The sequence below is a fragment of the Shewanella schlegeliana genome, from assembly GCF_016765635.1.
In the GTDB taxonomy this organism is placed as follows: Bacteria; Pseudomonadota; Gammaproteobacteria; order Enterobacterales; family Shewanellaceae; genus Shewanella; species Shewanella schlegeliana.
The window spans coordinates 168134-187515 of the sequence record NZ_JAESVD010000007.1 but is presented as its reverse complement, the minus strand read 5'-3'; the positions used below and the strand labels follow the sequence as shown (position 1 = coordinate 187515).

At 45.0% G+C, this 19382-nt stretch carries 15 protein-coding genes; 14 read left to right on the top strand and 1 reads right to left on the bottom strand.

Annotated elements, in window-relative coordinates:
• Positions 1-60 precede the first annotated feature (60 nt).
• From mazG to rpoS, 11 genes are all read left to right on the top strand, one after another.
• Complete coding sequence (gene mazG / locus JMA39_RS13765) at positions 61-864, top strand: nucleoside triphosphate pyrophosphohydrolase (RefSeq protein WP_202722432.1); 804 nt, start codon at positions 61-63, stop codon at positions 862-864.
• Positions 865-979: 115 nt separating this feature from the next.
• Positions 980-2620, top strand: a complete 1641-nt coding sequence (locus tag JMA39_RS13760) for a CTP synthase (protein ID WP_202722431.1) — start codon at positions 980-982, stop codon at positions 2618-2620.
• A gap of 124 nt (positions 2621-2744) precedes the next feature.
• The gene (gene eno / locus JMA39_RS13755; protein WP_202722430.1) at positions 2745-4040 is read left to right on the top strand and encodes a phosphopyruvate hydratase; all 1296 of its coding nucleotides are present in this window, start codon (positions 2745-2747) and stop codon (positions 4038-4040) included.
• Positions 4041-4129: 89 nt separating this feature from the next.
• Positions 4130-4426, top strand: a complete 297-nt coding sequence (gene ftsB / locus JMA39_RS13750) for a cell division protein FtsB (protein WP_202722429.1) — start codon at positions 4130-4132, stop codon at positions 4424-4426.
• Positions 4427-4477: 51 nt separating this feature from the next.
• Positions 4478-5179 (top strand): 2-C-methyl-D-erythritol 4-phosphate cytidylyltransferase, encoded by a 702-nt coding sequence (gene ispD, locus JMA39_RS13745; protein ID WP_202722428.1) that lies wholly within the window; start codon positions 4478-4480, stop codon positions 5177-5179.
• 36 nt (positions 5180-5215) lie between these two features.
• Positions 5216-5695, top strand: a complete 480-nt coding sequence (gene ispF, locus JMA39_RS13740; protein WP_202722427.1) for a 2-C-methyl-D-erythritol 2,4-cyclodiphosphate synthase — start codon at positions 5216-5218, stop codon at positions 5693-5695.
• A 34-nt stretch (positions 5696-5729) separates the two neighbouring features.
• Positions 5730-6794 (top strand): tRNA pseudouridine(13) synthase TruD, encoded by a 1065-nt coding sequence (gene truD / locus JMA39_RS13735; protein ID WP_202722426.1) that lies wholly within the window; start codon positions 5730-5732, stop codon positions 6792-6794.
• Positions 6791-7540, top strand: coding sequence for a 5'/3'-nucleotidase SurE (surE, locus tag JMA39_RS13730; protein WP_202722425.1), 750 nt, complete (start codon positions 6791-6793; stop codon positions 7538-7540). The genes truD and surE overlap by 4 nt, the downstream gene beginning before the upstream one ends.
• A gap of 151 nt (positions 7541-7691) precedes the next feature.
• Positions 7692-8327, top strand: a complete 636-nt coding sequence (locus JMA39_RS13725; protein ID WP_202722424.1) for a protein-L-isoaspartate(D-aspartate) O-methyltransferase — start codon at positions 7692-7694, stop codon at positions 8325-8327.
• Positions 8328-8408: 81 nt separating this feature from the next.
• Positions 8409-9302, top strand: a complete 894-nt coding sequence (locus JMA39_RS13720) for a peptidoglycan DD-metalloendopeptidase family protein (protein ID WP_202722423.1) — start codon at positions 8409-8411, stop codon at positions 9300-9302.
• Between the two features lie 76 nt (positions 9303-9378).
• Positions 9379-10347: an RNA polymerase sigma factor RpoS gene (gene rpoS / locus JMA39_RS13715; RefSeq protein WP_202722422.1), complete on the top strand. Its 969-nt coding sequence runs from the start codon at positions 9379-9381 to the stop codon at positions 10345-10347.
• Positions 10348-10458: 111 nt separating this feature from the next.
• Here rpoS and mutS read toward each other — a convergent pair whose 3' ends face one another.
• Positions 10459-13038, bottom strand: coding sequence for a DNA mismatch repair protein MutS (gene mutS, locus JMA39_RS13710; RefSeq protein WP_202722421.1), 2580 nt, complete (start codon positions 13036-13038; stop codon positions 10459-10461).
• 321 nt (positions 13039-13359) lie between these two features.
• Between mutS and recA the strand changes: the two genes are divergently transcribed.
• From recA to csrA, 3 genes are all read left to right on the top strand, one after another.
• A complete protein-coding gene (recA, locus tag JMA39_RS13705) occupies positions 13360-14427 on the top strand; it encodes a recombinase RecA (protein ID WP_202722420.1) in 1068 nt (355 codons plus the stop codon).
• A gap of 488 nt (positions 14428-14915) precedes the next feature.
• Positions 14916-17543 (top strand): alanine--tRNA ligase, encoded by a 2628-nt coding sequence (gene alaS, locus JMA39_RS13700; protein ID WP_202722419.1) that lies wholly within the window; start codon positions 14916-14918, stop codon positions 17541-17543.
• Positions 17544-18010: 467 nt separating this feature from the next.
• Positions 18011-18208 (top strand): carbon storage regulator CsrA, encoded by a 198-nt coding sequence (gene csrA, locus JMA39_RS13695; protein ID WP_006082602.1) that lies wholly within the window; start codon positions 18011-18013, stop codon positions 18206-18208.
• Positions 18209-19382: the final 1174 nt, after the last annotated feature.

Here is a 19382-nt window from a genome sequence, read left to right as displayed (position 1 = left end):
CATATTTACAATAACGGCGAGTCGAGAAACAATAGCCTTATACCAATTAGGAACCTGTAAATGACTAAGCAAATGGGTGATACCCAACCTTTGTTGGCAATTATGCAAAAGCTGCGTGACCCAAAGACGGGGTGCCCCTGGGACAGGGCTCAGGATTTTCAGACCATAGTGCCCTTTACTCTAGAGGAAGCTTATGAGGTCGCCGATACCATTGAACGGATGGCACTCGATGAGTTACCCGATGAGCTAGGTGATCTCCTATTTCAGGTGGTGTTTTACTGTCAGTTAGGTAAAGAGCAGGGGCTTTTTGATTTTGAAACTGTGGTTTCGCGGATCTGCGATAAGCTCACTCGTCGCCACCCCCATGTATTTGAAGATTTAGCCACAACCAGTACGGCTGAGATTAAGCATCACTGGGAACAGTTAAAAGCAGAGGAGCGCAGTCAGCGCTCACTTGACTCTGTGCTGGATGATATTCCTCTGGCGTTACCTGCATTATCGCGTTCGATGAAGATCCAAAAACGAGTGGCTCGTGTCGGTTTTGATTGGGCAGAGCTTAAACCTGTGGTCGCCAAAATTCATGAGGAGATCGACGAAGTTATTTTTGAAGTTGAACAAGAAACTGTCGATGAGACAAAAGTGCTAGATGAAATGGGCGATCTATTGTTCGCCGTTGTGAACCTTGCAAGGCATTTAGGTGTTGAGCCAGAAAAGGCCTTAAGGCAAGCGAATCAGAAGTTTGAACGACGCTTTAGGGGGGTTGAAGCCTATGCACAGGCCGATGGTAGAGCCCTAAACGATCACTCTTTTGAAGAGCTGGATGGGTACTGGAACAGAGTGAAACTGGATGAGTCGAATAAATAACTTAAGTTTTAAGTTAATTCTAGTTTGTCGAATCCAGCTTGCTTTGGTATAATATTGCCCCGTCCTAGTGCTTTCTTACAAGCACATATTTCCAACTCATTTTCTCAGGTTCAGCATGACTACAAGGTATATCTTCGTTACTGGTGGCGTTGTTTCATCACTAGGTAAAGGCATTGCAGCAGCTTCTTTGGCTGCAATATTAGAGGCTCGCGGCCTAAACGTAACCATTATGAAGCTGGATCCATACATTAACGTTGATCCAGGTACCATGAGTCCAACACAGCACGGTGAAGTGTTTGTGACTGAAGACGGCGCTGAAACTGATCTAGATTTAGGTCACTATGAGCGTTTCATCCGTACCAAGATGAACCGTCGTAACAACTTTACTACGGGTCGTATTTACGAAGAAGTACTGCGTAAAGAACGTCGTGGTGACTACTTAGGTGCAACCATTCAGGTTATCCCGCACATTACTAACGCTATCAAAGAGAAAGTGCTTGCTGGTGGTGAAGGTCATGATGTGGCTATCGTTGAAATTGGTGGCACGGTAGGTGATATTGAATCTCTACCATTCCTAGAGTCTATCCGTCAGCTAGGCGTTGAGCTTGGCCGTGATAGAACCCTATTTATGCACCTAACGCTTGTGCCTTTCTTAGGCGCTGCAGGCGAAGTGAAAACTAAACCAACACAGCACTCAGTTAAAGAGCTACGTTCAATCGGTATCGCTCCTGATGTATTGGTTTGTCGCGGTGATCGCGCTATCCCTGCAAACGAAAAAGCAAAGATTTCGCTATTCTGTAACGTGGAAGAACGTGCAGTTATCTCACTAAAAGACGTAGACAGTATCTATAAGATCCCTGCATTGCTAAAAGCACAAGGTCTAGACCAACTTGTGACTAAGCGTTTTGGTATCGACTGCAAAGAAGCCGATCTTTCTGAGTGGGAAAAGGTTATTTACCAAGAAGCTAACCCAACGGGTGAAATTACCATTGGTATGGTTGGTAAGTACATTGAGCTACCAGATGCATATAAGTCTGTTAACGAAGCACTGAAGCATGCCGGTCTATTTAACCGCGTGTCAGTTAACATCAAGTATATCGACTCTCAGAACGTTGAAGCTAAAGGCGATGAAGTCTTACAAGGTTTAGACGGTATCCTAGTTCCTGGCGGATTCGGTGAGCGTGGTGTTGAAGGTAAGATCATGGCGGCTAAGTTCGCTCGTGAAAACAATCTTCCATACTTTGGTATCTGTTTAGGTATGCAAGTTGCGTTGATTGAGTTCGCTCGTCACGTTGCAGGTCTAGAAGGCGCACATTCAACAGAATTTATGCCAGACACTCCACACCCTGTTGTTGGTTTGATCACTGAGTGGATCAACGAAGATGGCCAAGTTGAAGAGCGTCATGAAGAATCAGATCTAGGCGGCACTATGCGTCTAGGTGCACAGCTATGTCATCTTGAAGAAGGCACTAAAGCTGCGGCGGCTTATAAGTCGACCACTTGTGTTGAACGTCACCGTCACCGTTACGAAGTGAACAACAATTACAAAGAGCGTCTTGAGAAAGCAGGCCTTATCTTCAGTGGTCTATCATCAGATCGCTCATTGGTTGAAATGATTGAGCTACCAAACCACCCATGGTTTGTCGCGGGTCAATTCCACCCAGAGTTTACATCGACTCCTCGTGATGGTCAGCCGTTATTTGAAGGTTTTGTTGCTGCCGCAGCTGCCTACCAAAAACGTGATTTAGAAGACTAATTACGCCAAAACCGCTTCCATGCTATGGGGGCGGTTTTTTTGTTTCTAGCGATGTAATAACTGCACAGAATTTCGTTTTACTTTTATCTTTAAATTTATCTTTAAAACTTAAATCGAGGGCATTATGGCTAAGATTATTAACATTATCGGTCGCGAAATCATGGATTCTCGCGGTAACCCAACTGTTGAAGCTGAAGTTCATTTAGAAGGCGGATTCATGGGTATGGCTGCTGCACCATCAGGCGCATCTACAGGTAGCCGTGAAGCACTAGAACTACGTGACGGCGACAAAGCTCGTTACATGGGTAAAGGTGTATTAAAAGCTGTTGAGAACATCAACGGACTTATCCGCGATGCGTTAATGGGTAAAGATGCGACGGCTCAAGCTGAGCTTGACCAGATCATGATCGACGTTGACGGCACTGAAAACAAAGATAAGTTAGGCGCTAACGCGATTCTAGCTGTTTCTTTAGCTGCTGCTAAAGCGGCTGCAGCATTTAAAGGTATTCCTTTATACGCGCATATCGCTGACCTAAACGGCACGCCTGGCCAATACTCTATGCCTGTTCCTATGATGAACATCTTGAACGGTGGCGAGCACGCAGATAATAACGTCGATATCCAAGAGTTCATGGTTCAGCCTGTTGGCGCTAAGAGCTTCCGTGAAGCATTACGTATGGGTGCTGAAATCTTCCACAGCCTAAAGAGCGTGCTTAAAGCTAAAGGTTTAAGCACTTCAGTGGGTGATGAAGGTGGTTTTGCTCCTGATTTAGCATCGAATGCTGATGCGCTTGCAATCATTAAGGTTGCTGTAGAGCAAGCGGGTTACAAGCTAGGTACTGATGTAACACTAGCACTAGACTGCGCGGCATCTGAGTTTTACAAAGATGGTCAATACGACCTATCTGGTGAAGGCAAAGTATTCTCTGCAAACGGTTTCTCTGACTTCCTTAAGTCGCTAACTGAGCAGTACCCAATTGCTTCTATCGAAGATGGCTTAGACGAGTCAGATTGGGACGGTTGGGCTTACCAGACTCAAATCATGGGTGATAAGATCCAACTTGTTGGTGACGATTTGTTCGTAACTAACACTAAGATCCTAAAGCGCGGTATCGACAATGGTATTGCTAACTCAATCCTGATTAAGTTTAACCAGATCGGTTCACTAACAGAAACTCTAGCGGCAATTCGCATGGCGAAAGATGCGGGTTACACTGTTGTGATTTCACACCGTAGTGGTGAAACTGAAGATGCAACTATTGCTGATCTAGCTGTTGCAACTTCTGCTGGTCAAATCAAGACGGGTTCACTATGTCGTAGTGACCGTGTTGCTAAGTACAACCAGCTACTTCGTATCGAAGAGCAGTTAGGCGAAAAAGCACCTTATAACGGTCTTAAAGAGATCAAAGGTCAAGCATAAAACGCTATAAACTTTAAAAAGGCCACCACTCGGTGGCCTTTTTTGTTGTACTATCTGGGTAATATTCTCAATTTCTTCTATGTAGAATCATGAAACGGCTTCTTTTTGTATTAATCGCTCTACTTGCCATGCTTCAATATCGCCTTTGGTTGGGTGATAAGAGCCTCGCTGACTCTTTCCATCTACAGGAGCAGATTAGGCTGCAGCAGCAAAGTAATGCACAATTGGTGGCCAGAAACCAAGTCTTGAGAGAGGAGATCAGTGATCTTCGAAGTGGCACCGAGGCGCTAGAAGAGCGTGCCCGCAATGAGTTGGGGATGGTTAAAGAGGGCGAGACCTTCTTTCGCGTCGTTGGTGGCGATCGTGGGGATAACTCCAGTCACTGATTTCAGCCTAATCGATTTTAGAAAAATGCCGCTATTACATGGAGCTCTATCATGAGCCAAATCCCTAAACATATTATCGCAATTGTTCCCGCTGCCGGAATTGGCAGCCGCATGGGCGCAGAAATTCCTAAGCAGTATCTACAGCTCAATGAACAAAGTATTTTAGGACACACGCTAGACTGTCTTTTATCACATCCTAGTATCGAAAAAGTGATTGTCGCACTTAACCCGGAAGATGAGTTTTTTACGAGTTTACCGCAGGCGAAACACCCCAAGTTACAAGCAGTGGTTGGTGGAAAAGAGCGAGCCGATTCGGTACTGTCCGCCTTAATGCTTGCAGGTGAAGATAGCTGGGTTTTAGTGCATGACGCTGCTCGCCCGTGCCTCGCTCATCTAGATATCGACAAGTTGATTGCCTCGGCAGACACCTTTTCACAAGGCGCAATTCTTGCCGCTCCCGTGCGTGACACTATGAAGCGTAGCAACGCACAAGGCTTAATTACCGAAACAGTCTGCCGAGAAAATCTTTGGCATGCACTGACACCTCAGTTTTTCCCTGCTCACAGTTTAAGGCAAAATCTCAGCGATGCTTTAGCCGCTGGAGCAGTAATTACAGATGAGGCCTCGGCTATGGAGTGGGCGGGTATTGCCCCTGGGATTGTTACTGGGCGTGCCGATAATATAAAAGTGACTCACCCAGACGATCTGCAATTAGCATCACTCTTTCTTAACAGCGCAGCTCAAAAGGCTTAGCTAGAAACTCAATTAGATAGATAAACGGGAACACCGATGAAAATTAGAATTGGTCATGGTTTTGATGTACATAAGTTTGGTGGTGACTCGCCACTGATCCTTGGTGGCATTTCTGTACCTTATGAGGTCGGTCTAATTGCTCACTCAGATGGTGATGTCGTTTTGCATGCAATTAGTGATGCGATTTTAGGTGCTATGGCTCTGGGAGATATTGGTAAGCACTTTCCCGATACGGATCCTGATTTCAAAGGCGCCGATAGCCGAGTGTTATTAAGACATTGCTATCAACTGGCTATCGATATGGGTTACAGCCTATCAAACCTAGATGTTACCGTGATTGCTCAGGCACCTAAAATGGCGCCGCATATTGAGGCTATCCGCGCAGTGCTGGCCGAAGATTTAGCATCGGATATCGATGATATCAACGTCAAAGCAACCACCACCGAAAAATTGGGCTTTACCGGCAGAAAAGAAGGCATTGCAGTGGAAGCTGTGGTGTTGATGACTCAGTCATAATTAAATTAAGCCATAGATAGAAGATAAACAGATTATGAGCGAACTACATTATTTATACGGCCAGCCAACCTCGACGGCTGATCTTCGAACCCATAATAGCGATTTTCAGGTTCAGGAGATTTTACCTTTTGCGCCTACTGGTGAAGGTGAGCACCACCTACTGCATATCCGCAAAGAGGGACTGAATACGGTTGAAGTTGCCAAGATGCTATCGAGTTTTGCCCATGTGCACCCTAAAGAGGTGACGTATGCAGGCCAAAAGGATAAGCATGCGATTACTGAGCAATGGTTTGGTGTGCGTATTCCTGGTAAAGAGACGCCAGACTGGCAAGAGTTAGATAGTGAGCAGATCACCGTGTTAAGCGCTTCAAGACACAGTAAGAAGCTACGCATCGGTGCGTTGGCCGGTAACCGTTTTACGTTAACTTTGCGTAACGTCTCCGATATGAGTGATGTCGTTGAGCGGATAGAGAAGATGAGTGAGCAGGGCGTGCCTAACTATTTTGGTGAGCAGCGCTTTGGTCATGATGGTAAGAATCTCATGTTTGGTCGTCAGATGTTTACAGGCCGTAAAGTAAAAGATAGGAACAAGCGCAGTATGTACCTGTCTGCGGTACGCTCTAACCTGTTTAACCTTGCCTGCTCTGCGCGTCTATCGGCTCACGGCGTGGCGCCATTAGAGGGCGATTGTGTATTATTGGCAGGAAGTAAGAGCTACTTTGTTGCCGAAAATTGGGATGAGACGCTATTAGAGCGCCTTGCTAAAAAGGACATTCAATTATCAGCACCTCTATGGGGCCGAGGAACTCCTTTAGCCCAAGGTGATGCCGCAACATGTGAAGCTGAAGCACTCGCGTCATTAATGGTAGATAGAGAAGGACTTGAGCAAGCAGGGCTTAATCAAGAGAGGCGCGCTTTGTTACTTGAGCCACAACATCTGCAATATCAGGTAGATGAAGGTACCATTACTTTAAAATTTGCATTACCATCAGGTTCTTACGCAACTTCTGTTCTACGCGAACTGTTCCAGTACCAAGATGTGCAGGAAGTGGCTCGTAAGCAGATGCTAGCCGCACAAAACGCAGCTGGAGCGCAATGATGAAAATCCTTATCAGTAATGATGATGGAGTGAATGCCGAAGGCATTGCTGCTTTAACTCGGTCATTGAGTCAGATAGCTGAAACACTCACGGTCGGGCCTGATAGAAACTGCTCTGGTGCGAGTAACTCGTTAACCTTGACCAACCCTCTGAGACTGAATACCTTAGACAATGGTTTTATCTCTGTAAGTGGTACTCCGACAGATTGCGTCCATTTAGCGATCCGAGAGTTATACCAAGATGAACCCGATATGGTGGTCTCTGGTATTAACGCGGGGGCTAATATGGGGGACGATACCTTGTATTCGGGAACGGTAGCTGCAGCAATGGAAGGGCGCTTTCTAGGTTTTCCTGCTATTGCTATCTCTCTAGTTGGCCATGAACATTACGAAACCGCGGCTCACTATGCGTTAAAAATCGTCAAAGCCTTACAGGAAAATCCTGTTGCTCAAGATAAGATCTTGAACATCAATGTGCCTGACTTGCCATTAGCAGAAGTTAAGGGAATGAAGATCACCCGTCTCGGTGCAAGGCATAGAGCGGAAGGCATGGTGAGAACGCAAGACCCAGCCGGAAAAGAGATCTTCTGGTTAGGGCCACCAGGCGATGAGCAAGACGCTAGTGACGGTACCGATTTTTACGCGGTAGCCAATGGTTATGTTTCTATCACACCGCTGACGGTGGACTTGACGGCTTTTGAACAGCTTAAAACATTAGATAACTGGCTAGCTAAAATAGCCGACTAACTAAAGTAACCGACTAACTAAAGTAACCGACTAACTCGGGTTTATATCACTGGCTTGCTGTGTATAAAGTCAGTGAAGCCCTATATCGGTAGCTCCATAGAGAAGGGCTACCACAGTGTTAACAACCGTATAAATATTGGAAAAGAGATCTATGACCCCTGTCGCCTCAACATCAGCATTGAATCTTGCAAGAAGTCTGTATGAGGCTGGGATCCGTAATGAAGCGGTACTACAAGCTGTCGCTAATACACCAAGGGAGCAGTTTCTCGATCCAGCTCTTGGGCATAAAGCCTACGAAAATACCGCCTTGCCGATAGGTCAGGGGCAAACGATTTCGCAGCCTTACATCGTGGCGAGAATGACAGAGATCATCTTGCAAGCAAAACCGAGCAAAGTGCTGGAGATTGGCACGGGCTCGGGTTATCAAGCAGCAGTTTTGGCGAAGCTGGTGCCACAGCTGTGCACCGTTGAGCGAATTAAAAGTCTGCAGATCCAAGCACGGCAAAGGCTGAAAAAGCTCGACTTACACAATATTGCCTTTAAATACGGTGATGGCTGGAAAGGCTGGCCGAGTAAAGGCCCCTATGATGCAATTATGGTTACGGCAGCCGCAAGCTCAATCCCAGATGCGTTAGTGGCTCAATTAGCCGACGGTGGGATATTGGTTATTCCTGTTGGTGAGACGCAACAGCGCTTGTTGAAAGTGACGCGTGTTGGTGACCAGTTTACATCAGAGGTCATTGAGGATGTGCGCTTTGTGCCACTCGTTAGCGGCGATCTTGCTTAGGTTTTAACATTGGCTTATCAAGCGACAGATAAATAATGAAGTAGTATCGACAACAAGATGATTTGGGGTGAAGAGTTAAGAATGAGGTTGGTTTGCTTATATTGTGTCTGCGCATTGTTGCTGCTTTCAGGCTGTAGTTTTCAGTCTGATAGACCCGCTCCCGTAGAATCTATTAACGGTCCTCAGACTCCATCGATCAGCAAAGGATCGATTAGGGGAAGTCGTTATATCGTTAAAACCGGTGATACTTTATATTCTATTGCTTGGGGAGCGAATAAAGATTTTGTGGACCTTGCCAAGCAAAATCGTCTGCCAAAGCCTTATACCATCTACCCTGGACAAGTATTGAGTCTTAGCTCTAAAAAATCTGTTACAAATAGCCAAAGCGTCAAAAAAACGACGAATTCGACGGTTAAAACGGCTTCGGTAACCAATAAAGCCACTAATAAACAACCTGTTAGCAGTAAGCCTACCGTAAAAAACAGTCAAACTGATGGGTCAAAAAAACAGCTTGATCCTGCTACAAAGCCTGCGTATTCTGTAACAAGCAGTCAACAAGATGTTAACCAAGTTGTCCACAAGCCAGCCGAGCTTCCAACTAAAGTGAGTCGATGGTCTTGGCCTGTGAAAGGTAAGGTGATTGGAACTTTCTCAGCCAAAGAGCAGGGAAATAAAGGGATAAAGATTGCAGGTAACCGAGGTGATGCAATTAAAGCGGCTGCAAGCGGTAGGGTCGTTTACGCAGGTAGTGCACTTCGGGGGTATGGTAACTTAGTCATCATTAAACATAGTGATGATTACTTAAGTGCTTATGCCCACGCTGATAAGATCTTAGTTAAAGAAAAGCAAACTGTTAATGTTGGACAAACAGTAGCAACAATGGGAAGTACTGGCACAAATCGGATCATGTTACATTTTGAGATCCGCTACCACGGAAAGTCAGTAAACCCACTTAAATTTTTGCCTAAACAATAGTTGTTGGGCCGCCATTTTGGCAAATCGGAGGATAGTGAAGTGCAGTAGTTAAATGTAAAAATTCGGGAGATATATTATGGGCAGATTAAATAATGCTGTTGTCGCAGAGCAAGCTAAAAGTCACTCTGCAGAGGATTCATCAAACAATCTTACTAAACAGGATGTAAAAGAAGCGGAATTAGAACAACAGGTACAAGATGATTTACAGAAAAACTTAGATGCCACGCAGCTGTATCTAGGTGAAATAGGATTTTCCCCTCTCCTCAGTGCGGAGGAAGAAGTGTATTTTTCACGTAAATCCCTTAAGGGGTGTGAGAAATCTCGTAACCGCATGATTGAAAGTAATCTCAGGTTGGTCGTTAAAATTGCACGTCGATACAATAATCGTGGCTTAGCGCTGCTCGATCTTATTGAAGAGGGCAATTTAGGTCTGATCCGAGCTGTAGAGAAGTTTGACCCAGAGCGTGGTTTTAGATTCTCAACTTACGCTACATGGTGGATTAGACAGACAATTGAGCGTGCGATCATGAACCAGACGCGAACTATTCGACTGCCTATCCATGTCGTCAAAGAGCTAAACGTGTATCTGCGTACCGCTCGAGAACTGGCGCATAAGTTAGACCATGAGCCTACGGCTGAAGAGATTGCTGAACAGCTGGAACTGCCAAGTGCAGATGTAAGCCGAATGCTTAAACTCAATGAAAGAATTACTTCCGTCGATACGCCTTTAGGAGGCGAAAGTGATAAGGCACTGTTAGATGTGCTAGCTGACGATGATAAAGTTGGACCTGACTATAAAGTACAAGATGAAGATATGTCTAAGTCAGTGGTGAAATGGTTAGATGAACTCAATACCAAGCAAAGAGAAGTGTTAGCGCGCAGATTTGGTTTGTTAGGTTACGAGCCTTCTACTTTAGAAAATGTAGGTAAAGAGATAGGACTGACTCGAGAAAGAGTACGCCAGATCCAGGTTGAAGCGCTTAAGCGTTTGAAAGACTTACTGGGAGCACAGGGTCTATCGGTTGAAGCAATATTTAAAGCCTAAGATACAATACCTTGCCCATAGGTAGGGCAAATAAAAAGCGCAGTTGATAAGCAACTGCGCTTTTTTGTTTCTAGCTCTTACTATCTAGCGTTTAACTAAGCGTGGCGGGCTTTATAACGCTAACTTCTTGAGGTTATATAGATAATCAAGAGCCTGCCTAGGTGTCAATTCATCAGGATTCATCTTCTCTAAGGCTTCAAGCACTGGAGAGGGAGCTGGCGATGAGAAGGTGATGGTTTGCTGCAGAGGCTGTTGAGTATCACTTTGATGAAGCTCATGATCTCGGCTTTCAAGCTGATGTAGCTTATGTTTTGCAGCGCTGATGACACAATTTGGCACACCTGCAAGTGCCGCGACCTGCAAACCATAGCTGCGACTGGCTGCGCCCTCTTGCACTGCATGCATAAATACGATGCTGTCACCATGCTCTACTGCATCTAAGTGCACATTCTCGACATTAGATAACTGTTCAGGTAGTTGAGTGAGCTCGAAATAGTGGGTCGCAAATAACGTCATCGCTTGCAACTGTTTTGCCAAGTACTCAGCTGCAGACCAAGCAAGCGATAGACCATCATAGGTCGAAGTGCCGCGGCCAATTTCATCCATCAATACTAAGCTGTTTGGCGTAGCGTTATGCAAGATGTTAGCGGTTTCTGTCATCTCAACCATAAAGGTTGAGCGACCAGAGGCTAAGTCATCCGATGCACCAATACGGGTAAATATTCTGTCGACTGGGCCGATGACTGCGTGCTCAGCAGGGACATAGCAACCGATATGTGCCATGAGGGTGATCAAGGCGACTTGGCGCATATAGGTCGACTTACCCCCCATATTTGGACCTGTGACGATCAGCATCTTACGCTGAGCGTTTAAGGTTACCGGGTTGGCGATAAACGGGCTCTGACTCACTTGCTCCACAACCGGGTGGCGACCCGCTTCAATCTGGATCCCCGATATATTCGAGAGTTCTGGGCAATGGTAATTCAAGCTTTCGGCGCGTTCGGCAAAATTACATAGCACATCGAGTTCAGCCGAAGCTTTAGCGAAATCTTGCAGTTCATATAACTTTGGCAAGATAAGATCGAATAGCTGCTCCCATAGCTGTTTTTCAAGTGCTAATGCCTTGCCTTGGCTTGAGAGCACCTTCTCTTCATGCTCTTTTAATTCTGGAATGATGTAGCGCTCAGTATTTTTCAGTGTCTGCCTACGCTGGTAACTGAGTGGTACTAGATCGGACTCTCGGCGGCTCACCTCGATATAATAACCGTGAACGCGGTTATAGCCGACTTTAAGGGTTGAGATCCCAGTCTGCTCTTTCTCACGGGCTTCGAGTTCTTGTAGGTAATCGGTGGCACCTTCACTCAGTTTGCGCCATTGGTCCAACTCTTCACAGTAACCCTCACGGATCACGCCACCATCGCGAATAAGCATAGGCGGATTATCGACAACGGCGCGAGACAGTAGCTCAAGTTCTGCTGGAAACTCACCGATTACCTGTGACAGGTATTTAAGATGTGGCGCATTGGCCTGAGTAAGCGTTTGTTGCAACTGAGGCAATAGCGCCAAAGCTTGACGAAGGCGTGCAAAGTCTCTTGGACGGGCGTTACGCAGTGCGATACGCGCGGTGATGCGCTCCACATCACCCAGTGCTTTAAGATCTTCAGAGAGTGTCTCAAAGTAGCCTGTGGACATCAGCTCTTCAATCGATGTTTGTCTGGCTCGAATAGTGTCATGATTGCGAAGAGGCTGGTGGATCCAGCGCTGTAGCATACGGCTACCCATAGGGGTAACAGTATTGTCGAGCACTGAAGCGAGGGTATTTTCACGACCGCCCTGCAGGTTTACCGTTAGCTCTAAGTTACGACGAGTGGCGGCATCTAGTACTATGCTGTCTGACTGATTGAAGCGCACAATAGAGTTGATATGGGGCAGAGCCGTACGTTGGGTGTCTTTCACGTACTGCATCAAGCAGCCTGCTGCCTGTAAGGATAGCCTTGCGTCTTCAATGCCAAAGCCATTTAGATCTTTGGTGCCAAACTGATTAAGCAAGAGGCGATGACAGGTATCGTAATCAAACTCCCACTCTGGACGACGGCGAGTACCGTTCATGCCTGCAATAAGACTCATCTGCGAGAAGTCTTCACTATAGAGTAACTCGGCAGGATTGGTGCGCTGTAGCTCGGCTTCTAGCGCTTCTGTATTAGCAAGCTCAGTAATAACAAAACGACCAGATGCCACATCCAAGGTCGCATAGCCGTAGCCGGTTTTACCTTGATAGAGCGCAGCAAGCAGATTGTCTTGTCGCTCTTGTAGCAGAGCCTCATCGGTTAATGTACCAGGTGTAACAATACGTACGACCTTACGCTCAACCGGGCCTTTAGAGGTTGCAGGGTCGCCAACCTGTTCACAAATAGCCACAGAAACCCGTAACTGAACCAGTTTCGCCAAGTAGCCTTCTACTGCATGGTAAGGCAGGCCAGCCATAGGGATTGGGTCGCCGCCGCTCTTGCCTCGGGCAGTTAACGAGATCCCAAGTAGTTCAGATGCCCTCTTAGCATCTTCATAAAAGAGCTCATAAAAATCGCCCATACGATAAAAGAGCAACATATCAGGATGCTGGGCTTTTAGCGTCAGATATTGACGCATCATAGGTGTGTGTTTTTCTAAGCTTTGGGGATCAATAGCGGTCATCGATTTGTTTTGCCTGTCATTTACTGTGGCAGCTTAAAGTGCCTTAAACAATATTGACGCTAATATTAACAATATTTTGTCGCGTTGAGGCGGAATTCTTACAGTGTTTACTGAATAAATTACTGTGAATAGAACACTATATTAAAGAAGTGTATGATTTATAAGTATTTATAAAATATTTTTACACAGCACTTGATACTGTATGATTGTACAGTATACTAGTTTCATATTGAGGCTCTAGCCAAGGCAAATTGAGTCGTCACCCAAATGATAAATCAGTGGTGCAAAGGTGTTTGCACTGTGATCCAGAGGATATTAGGAATGAAGATAGATCCAAATAAAGAGAAAGCATTGAACGCCGTTTTAGGACAGATTGAGAAGCAGTTTGGTAAAGGCTCAATCATGAAGCTAGGCGAAGACCGTTCAATGGACGTAGAAACGATTTCTACTGGCTCATTAGCTTTGGACGTGGCTTTAGGTGCAGGCGGTTTACCTATGGGGCGTATCGTTGAGATCTATGGTCCAGAATCTTCAGGTAAAACAACATTAACTCTAGAAGTTATCGCTGCGGCGCAAAAACAGGGTAAGACCTGTGCCTTTATCGATGCCGAGCACGCGCTTGACCCTATCTATGCTAAAAAGCTAGGTGTAGATATCGATAACCTATTATGTTCACAGCCTGATACTGGTGAGCAGGCGCTTGAGATCTGTGATGCACTAACTCGAAGCGGTGCTGTTGACGTTATCATCGTCGACTCGGTTGCTGCATTGACACCAAAAGCAGAAATCGAAGGTGAGATTGGTGACTCTCATATGGGTCTTGCGGCGCGTATGATGAGCCAGGCAATGCGTAAGCTTGCAGGTAACCTTAAGCAGTCAAATACACTGCTTATCTTCATCAACCAAATCCGTATGAAGATTGGTGTGATGTTCGGTAACCCTGAGACCACCACAGGTGGTAACGCACTTAAGTTTTACGCCTCTGTTCGACTAGATATCCGTCGTACTGGTGCGATTAAAGATAGAGAAGAAGTAATTGGTAACGAGACCCGCGTTAAAGTGGTTAAGAACAAGATTGCAGCACCATTTAAGCAAGCTGAGTTCCAAATCCTTTACGGTCAAGGTATCAATAGCACGGGTGAGTTAGTTGACTTAGGTGTACAGCACAAGCTAATTGAGAAGTCTGGCGCTTGGTATAGCTACAAGGGGGATAAGATTGGTCAAGGTCGTGCAAACGCAGGTAAGTACCTAATCGAAAACCCAGCAATTTCAGATGAAATTGAAACGACGTTACGCGCTATGCTTTTAGGCAACGGTGAGAAGGTGAGCGCTGATTCAGCCGATACCGCTGGCGATAACATCGATTTAGAGACTGGCGAAGTATTTTAAGCTTGCCTGTTAGATAGCAGACGAAGTCGTCTGCTATACATGTCGCGAAGCGCTGACTAAAAACCAGTTGAGCTTCGCGACTACTCTCATAAAGAGACTGCGTTAAATTTTCTCCGCTTAAACTCCAAACTCCAAACTCCAAACATCAACGCTTCAATCACAATAGATGAAACAATCATTGAATAGCAGTAATAACACTGTTATTTGAGCGGTACTCCTGCAGTAACTTTTTAATACGTGCTTTCGGTGTTAGCTATATTGTTAAAGATCATTACAAGCCTCGTTTTAAGTTAAAAGTTCAGCCAAAAACAGGATTCATCAAAGCTTAAGCTGCTTCAACTGCGTTTTAACTCCTTAATTTATGTTCCTCACACAGTTTTGCATCAACAGGGCTGGTTGTTGTGCATGACTCTGCTTATAATGCTATCCATAAAAATTTATCTCAGCTCGTTAAGGGCTATTTGCACAACCTAATTCAGGACGGTTTCATGTATCAAACCACTGCAGCACTGCGAAGTGCTTTTTTGGAATATTTCCGCACAAATGGTCACCAGGTAGTTGATAGTAGTTCCCTCGTTCCAGCGAATGACCCAACACTGCTATTTACGAATGCGGGTATGAACCAGTTTAAAGATGTGTTTTTGGGTGCAGATAAGCGTAGCTATACTCGTGCAACTTCTTCACAGCGTTGTGTGCGCGCGGGTGGTAAGCATAACGATTTAGATAACGTTGGCTACACGGCACGTCACCATACATTTTTTGAAATGTTGGGTAACTTCAGCTTTGGTGATTACTTTAAAGAAGATGCAATTAAATTTGCATGGACTTTCTTAACTGAAGAATTAAAGCTTCCTACAGAGCGCCTATGCGTCACCATCTATGAAACAGATGATGAGGCGTTTGAAATTTGGAATAAGAAAATTGGCGTAGCGGCGGAAAATATTATTCGCATTGGCGACAATAAAGGTGCGGCATACGCGTCAGATAACTTCTGGCAGATGGGTGATACTGGCCCATGTGGTCCTTGTTCTGAGATTTTCTACGATCACGGCGATCATATCTGGGGTGGCCGTCCTGGCACGCCTGAAGAAGATGGCGATCGTTTTATTGAGATCTGGAACATCGTATTTATGCAGTATAACCGTCAAGCTGACGGTGAGATGAAGCCACTACCAAAACCATCGGTTGATACGGGTATGGGTATTGAGCGTATCGCTGCGATTATGCAGGGCGTGCATTCAAACTACGAAATCGATATTTTCCAAGCCTTGATCAAGAAGACCGCTGAGATTCTTGGTGTGACAGACCTTGAAAACAAATCTTTGCGCGTTATCGCCGATCACATTCGTTCATGTGCGTTTCTAATAGCTGATGGCGTTATGCCTTCAAATGAAGGTCGTGGCTATGTGCTACGCCGTATTATCCGCCGCGCAGTGCGTCACGGTAACAAGCTAGGCGCAACAGAGAGCTTCTTCTACAAATTAGTACCGACTCTAATCGAAGTGATGGGTGCTGATGCAGCGAAAGGCTTACAAGAGACTCAAGCAATTGTTGAGAAGTCTCTAAAAGCTGAAGAGGAGCAGTTTGCTCGTACATTGGAGCGTGGCTTAGGCATTTTAGATGCGGCGCTAAATGAGCTAACGAGTAAGGTCTTAGACGGCGAGACAGCATTTAAGTTATATGACACTTATGGCTTCCCTGTTGACTTAACTGCTGACGTTTGTCGTGAGCGTGATATCACAGTTGATGAAGCTGGTTTTGAAGCCGCTATGGCTGAGCAACGTAAGCGTGCACAAGCAGCTGGTCAATTCGATACCGACTATAACGAAGGTCTTAAGATTGAAGAGCAAAGCAGCTTTACTGGTTATACCGAGCTGAACAACCAAGCGGTAGTGACTGCAATCTATAAAGCGGGCGAGACTGCTGAGTCTATCACTGCTGGCGAAGAAGCGGTTATCGTACTGGATAACACGCCATTTTATGGTGAGTCAGGCGGTCAGTGTGGTGATAAAGGTGTACTGATTGCCGATGGTATCGAGTTTACTGTCACTGATACACAGAAGTATGGTCAAGCGATTGGTCACATCGGCCGTGTTGTGTCTGGTGAAATCAAAGCGGGTCAAACACTGACTGCGAATGTTGACAAGAAGCTTCGTCATAGAACAGAGCTTAACCACTCTGTGACTCATCTTTTGCACGCGGCACTTCGTCAGGTATTGGGTACACACGTCACTCAAAAAGGTTCTTTGGTTGACCCTGAACGTCTACGTTTTGACTTCTCTCACTTTGAAGGGGTTAAAGCACACGAGCTTAAAGAAGTTGAAGAACTCGTGAATACTCAAATTCGTCGTAACCACGAATTGACTGCGGAAGTGATGGATATTGAAACTGCCAAAGAAAAAGGTGCTATGGCACTGTTTGGTGAGAAATATGATTCAGAAGTGCGTGTAGTCACTATGGGCGACTTCTCTATTGAGCTTTGTGGTGGTACTCACGTTGGTCGTACTGGTGATATCGGTTTATTTAAGATCACCTCTGAGGGCGGTATTGCTGCAGGCGTACGTCGTATTGAAGCGGTAACAGGTGCTGCAGCAATGGCCTATGTCGCTAAGCAGCAAGCTGAACTTGAAGAAGCGGCTGCACTATTAAAAGGTGATAGCGCTTCGGTTGTTGCTAAGTTAAAAGCACAGCTTGATAAGACTAAGCTACTTGAAAAAGAGTTGTCTCAACTAAAAGATAAGCTAGCAGCGGCGACCAGTGCCGATCTTGCTGGTGAAGCTGTTGACGTCAATGGCGTTAAAGTTCTAGTTAAGAAGCTTGAAGGCGTGGATGCGGGCGCACTACGTGGCTTGCAAGATGAGCTTAAGCAGAAGCTGCAGTCAGGCATCGTTGTGCTCGCTATTGCAGGCGACGATAAGGTGAACCTGATAGCAGGTGTGACGAAGGATCTAACTGCTAAGGTTAAAGCGGGTGAGTTGGTTGCTTCTATCGCTGCACAAGTTGGCGGTAAAGGTGGCGGACGTCCTGATATGGCTCAAGCTGGCGGCAGTCAGCCAGAGAACCTTGATGGCGCATTAGAACAAGTGATCCCATGGATCACAGCTAAGCTTGCTTAATCGTTAGCGATAAAGAGATTTAAAAACGCCCTTAATGGGCGTTTTTTTATGGAGTAAACAAAATGGTAAGTTTGAAGAAGAGGAGGGGCCAGTGTCATTCGTAGCCGTTTTCCTTCACAGCCGAACCTCATTGGTTAGTTAGAGATGTAATCAAATGGGCAAAGCTCGAACCAAGAAAATGACTATTTGTTTGATTAAAGTATCGACAATGTGGCCTTGGGTTTGGGTAATATATGCTTTCATGTTAGTTTAATGTCAATGCTTGATACTGCAATTATCGAGTAAAGATTATTCTTAATATGGTTAAAAAGGTTTCAGGCGCATAACTGTGATTTTTACTAAAAAAGACGTAATTATTTGACGCTTTTCTAATAGAATACTGTTAATTTGTACTAAGCTGACCTTATAATACAAATATAACGGAATTATGCCGTATAAAGCAGAACTAGGAACTAAAGGAGCAAGTAATGCTGATATTGACTCGTCGTGTTGGTGAAACACTGATGATTGGTGACGAAGTAACTGTCACTGTATTAGGCGTTAAAGGTAACCAAGTAAGAATTGGTGTAAATGCACCTAAAGAAGTCTCTGTACATCGTGAAGAGATTTACCAGCGCATTCAGTCTGAAAAATCAGGTACGCCGTCTGAAGGCGGAAACTTTTGATCTGAATGGATCACTTAAGAATTCTAGAAGCCAGTTTTTAACTGGCTTTTTTATTTCTGAGTTTTAGGTTTTGCGCTAACAGAGTTTAGATTTGCGTAATTGCATCGACTTTCCAAGAACCTGTAGTTGTTGAACGGATTAACCGCACATTCAGTCTGACAAGTCGTCTGAGCCACTCGATGACGCTGATTTTGCTCTGAATGGATCACTTAAGACTTATTTTAAAATAGTAGAAGCCAGTTTTTAACTGGCTTTTTTATTTCTGGGTTTTAGGTTTTGCGTTAACAGAGTTTAGATTTGCGTAATTGCATCGACTCTCCAAGAATCTGTAGTTGTTGAACGGATTAACCGCACATTCAGTCTGACAAGCCGTCTGAGCCACTCGATGACGCTGATTTTGCTCTGAATGGATCACTTAAGACTTATTTTAAAATAGTAGAAGCCAGTTTTTAACTGGCTTTTTTATTTCTGGGTTTTAGGTTTTGCGTTAACAGAGTTTAGATTTGCGTAATTGCATCGACTCTCCAAGAATCTGTAGTTGTTGAACGGATTGACCGCACATTCAGTCTGACAAGTCGTCTGAACCACTCGATGACGCTGATTTTGCTCTGAATGGATCACTTAAGACTTATTTAAAAATAGTAGAAGCCAGTTTTTAACTGGCTTTTTTATTTCTGGGTTTTAGGTTTTGCGCTAACAGAGTTTAGATTTGCGTAATTGCATCGACTCTCCAAGAACCTGTAGTTGTTGAACGGATTGACCGCACATTCAGTCTGACAAGTCATCTGAGCCACTCGATGACGCTGATTTTGCTCTGAATGGATCACTTAAGACTTATTTTAAAATAGTAGAAGCCAGTTTTTAACTGGCTTTTTTATTTCTGAGTTTTAGGTTTTGCGCTAACAGAGTTTAGATTTGCGTAATTGCATCGACTCTCCAAGAACCTGTAGTTGTTGAACGGATTGACCGCACATTCAGTCTGACAAGACATCTGAGCCACTCGATGACGCTGATTTTGCTCTGAATGGATCACTTAAGACTTATTTAAAAATAGTAGAAGCCAGTTTTTAACTGGCTTTTTTATTTCTGAGTTTTAGGTTTTGCGCTAACAGAGTTTAGATTTGCGTAATTGCATCGACTCTCCAAGAACCTGTAGTTGTTGAACGGATTGACC

What these genes read in the sequence shown, in the direction of transcription:
- mazG (WP_202722432.1), top strand. Translation starts at nt 61, where the DNA reads ATGACTAAGCAAATGGGTGATACCCAACCTTTGTTGGCAATTATGCAA.
- truD (WP_202722426.1), top strand. Translation starts at nt 5,730, where the DNA reads ATGAGCGAACTACATTATTTATACGGCCAGCCAACCTCGACGGCTGAT.
- JMA39_RS13760 (WP_202722431.1), top strand. Translation starts at nt 980, where the DNA reads ATGACTACAAGGTATATCTTCGTTACTGGTGGCGTTGTTTCATCACTA.
- csrA (WP_006082602.1), top strand. Translation starts at nt 18,011, where the DNA reads ATGCTGATATTGACTCGTCGTGTTGGTGAAACACTGATGATTGGTGAC.
- ispD (WP_202722428.1), top strand. Translation starts at nt 4,478, where the DNA reads ATGAGCCAAATCCCTAAACATATTATCGCAATTGTTCCCGCTGCCGGA.
- eno (WP_202722430.1), top strand. Translation starts at nt 2,745, where the DNA reads ATGGCTAAGATTATTAACATTATCGGTCGCGAAATCATGGATTCTCGC.
- ispF (WP_202722427.1), top strand. Translation starts at nt 5,216, where the DNA reads ATGAAAATTAGAATTGGTCATGGTTTTGATGTACATAAGTTTGGTGGT.
- JMA39_RS13720 (WP_202722423.1), top strand. Translation starts at nt 8,409, where the DNA reads ATGAGGTTGGTTTGCTTATATTGTGTCTGCGCATTGTTGCTGCTTTCA.
- surE (WP_202722425.1), top strand. Translation starts at nt 6,791, where the DNA reads ATGATGAAAATCCTTATCAGTAATGATGATGGAGTGAATGCCGAAGGC.
- rpoS (WP_202722422.1), top strand. Translation starts at nt 9,379, where the DNA reads ATGGGCAGATTAAATAATGCTGTTGTCGCAGAGCAAGCTAAAAGTCAC.
- alaS (WP_202722419.1), top strand. Translation starts at nt 14,916, where the DNA reads ATGTATCAAACCACTGCAGCACTGCGAAGTGCTTTTTTGGAATATTTC.
- JMA39_RS13725 (WP_202722424.1), top strand. Translation starts at nt 7,692, where the DNA reads ATGACCCCTGTCGCCTCAACATCAGCATTGAATCTTGCAAGAAGTCTG.
- mutS (WP_202722421.1), bottom strand. Translation starts at nt 13,038, where the DNA reads ATGACCGCTATTGATCCCCAAAGCTTAGAAAAACACACACCTATGATG.
- recA (WP_202722420.1), top strand. Translation starts at nt 13,360, where the DNA reads ATGAAGATAGATCCAAATAAAGAGAAAGCATTGAACGCCGTTTTAGGA.
- ftsB (WP_202722429.1), top strand. Translation starts at nt 4,130, where the DNA reads ATGAAACGGCTTCTTTTTGTATTAATCGCTCTACTTGCCATGCTTCAA.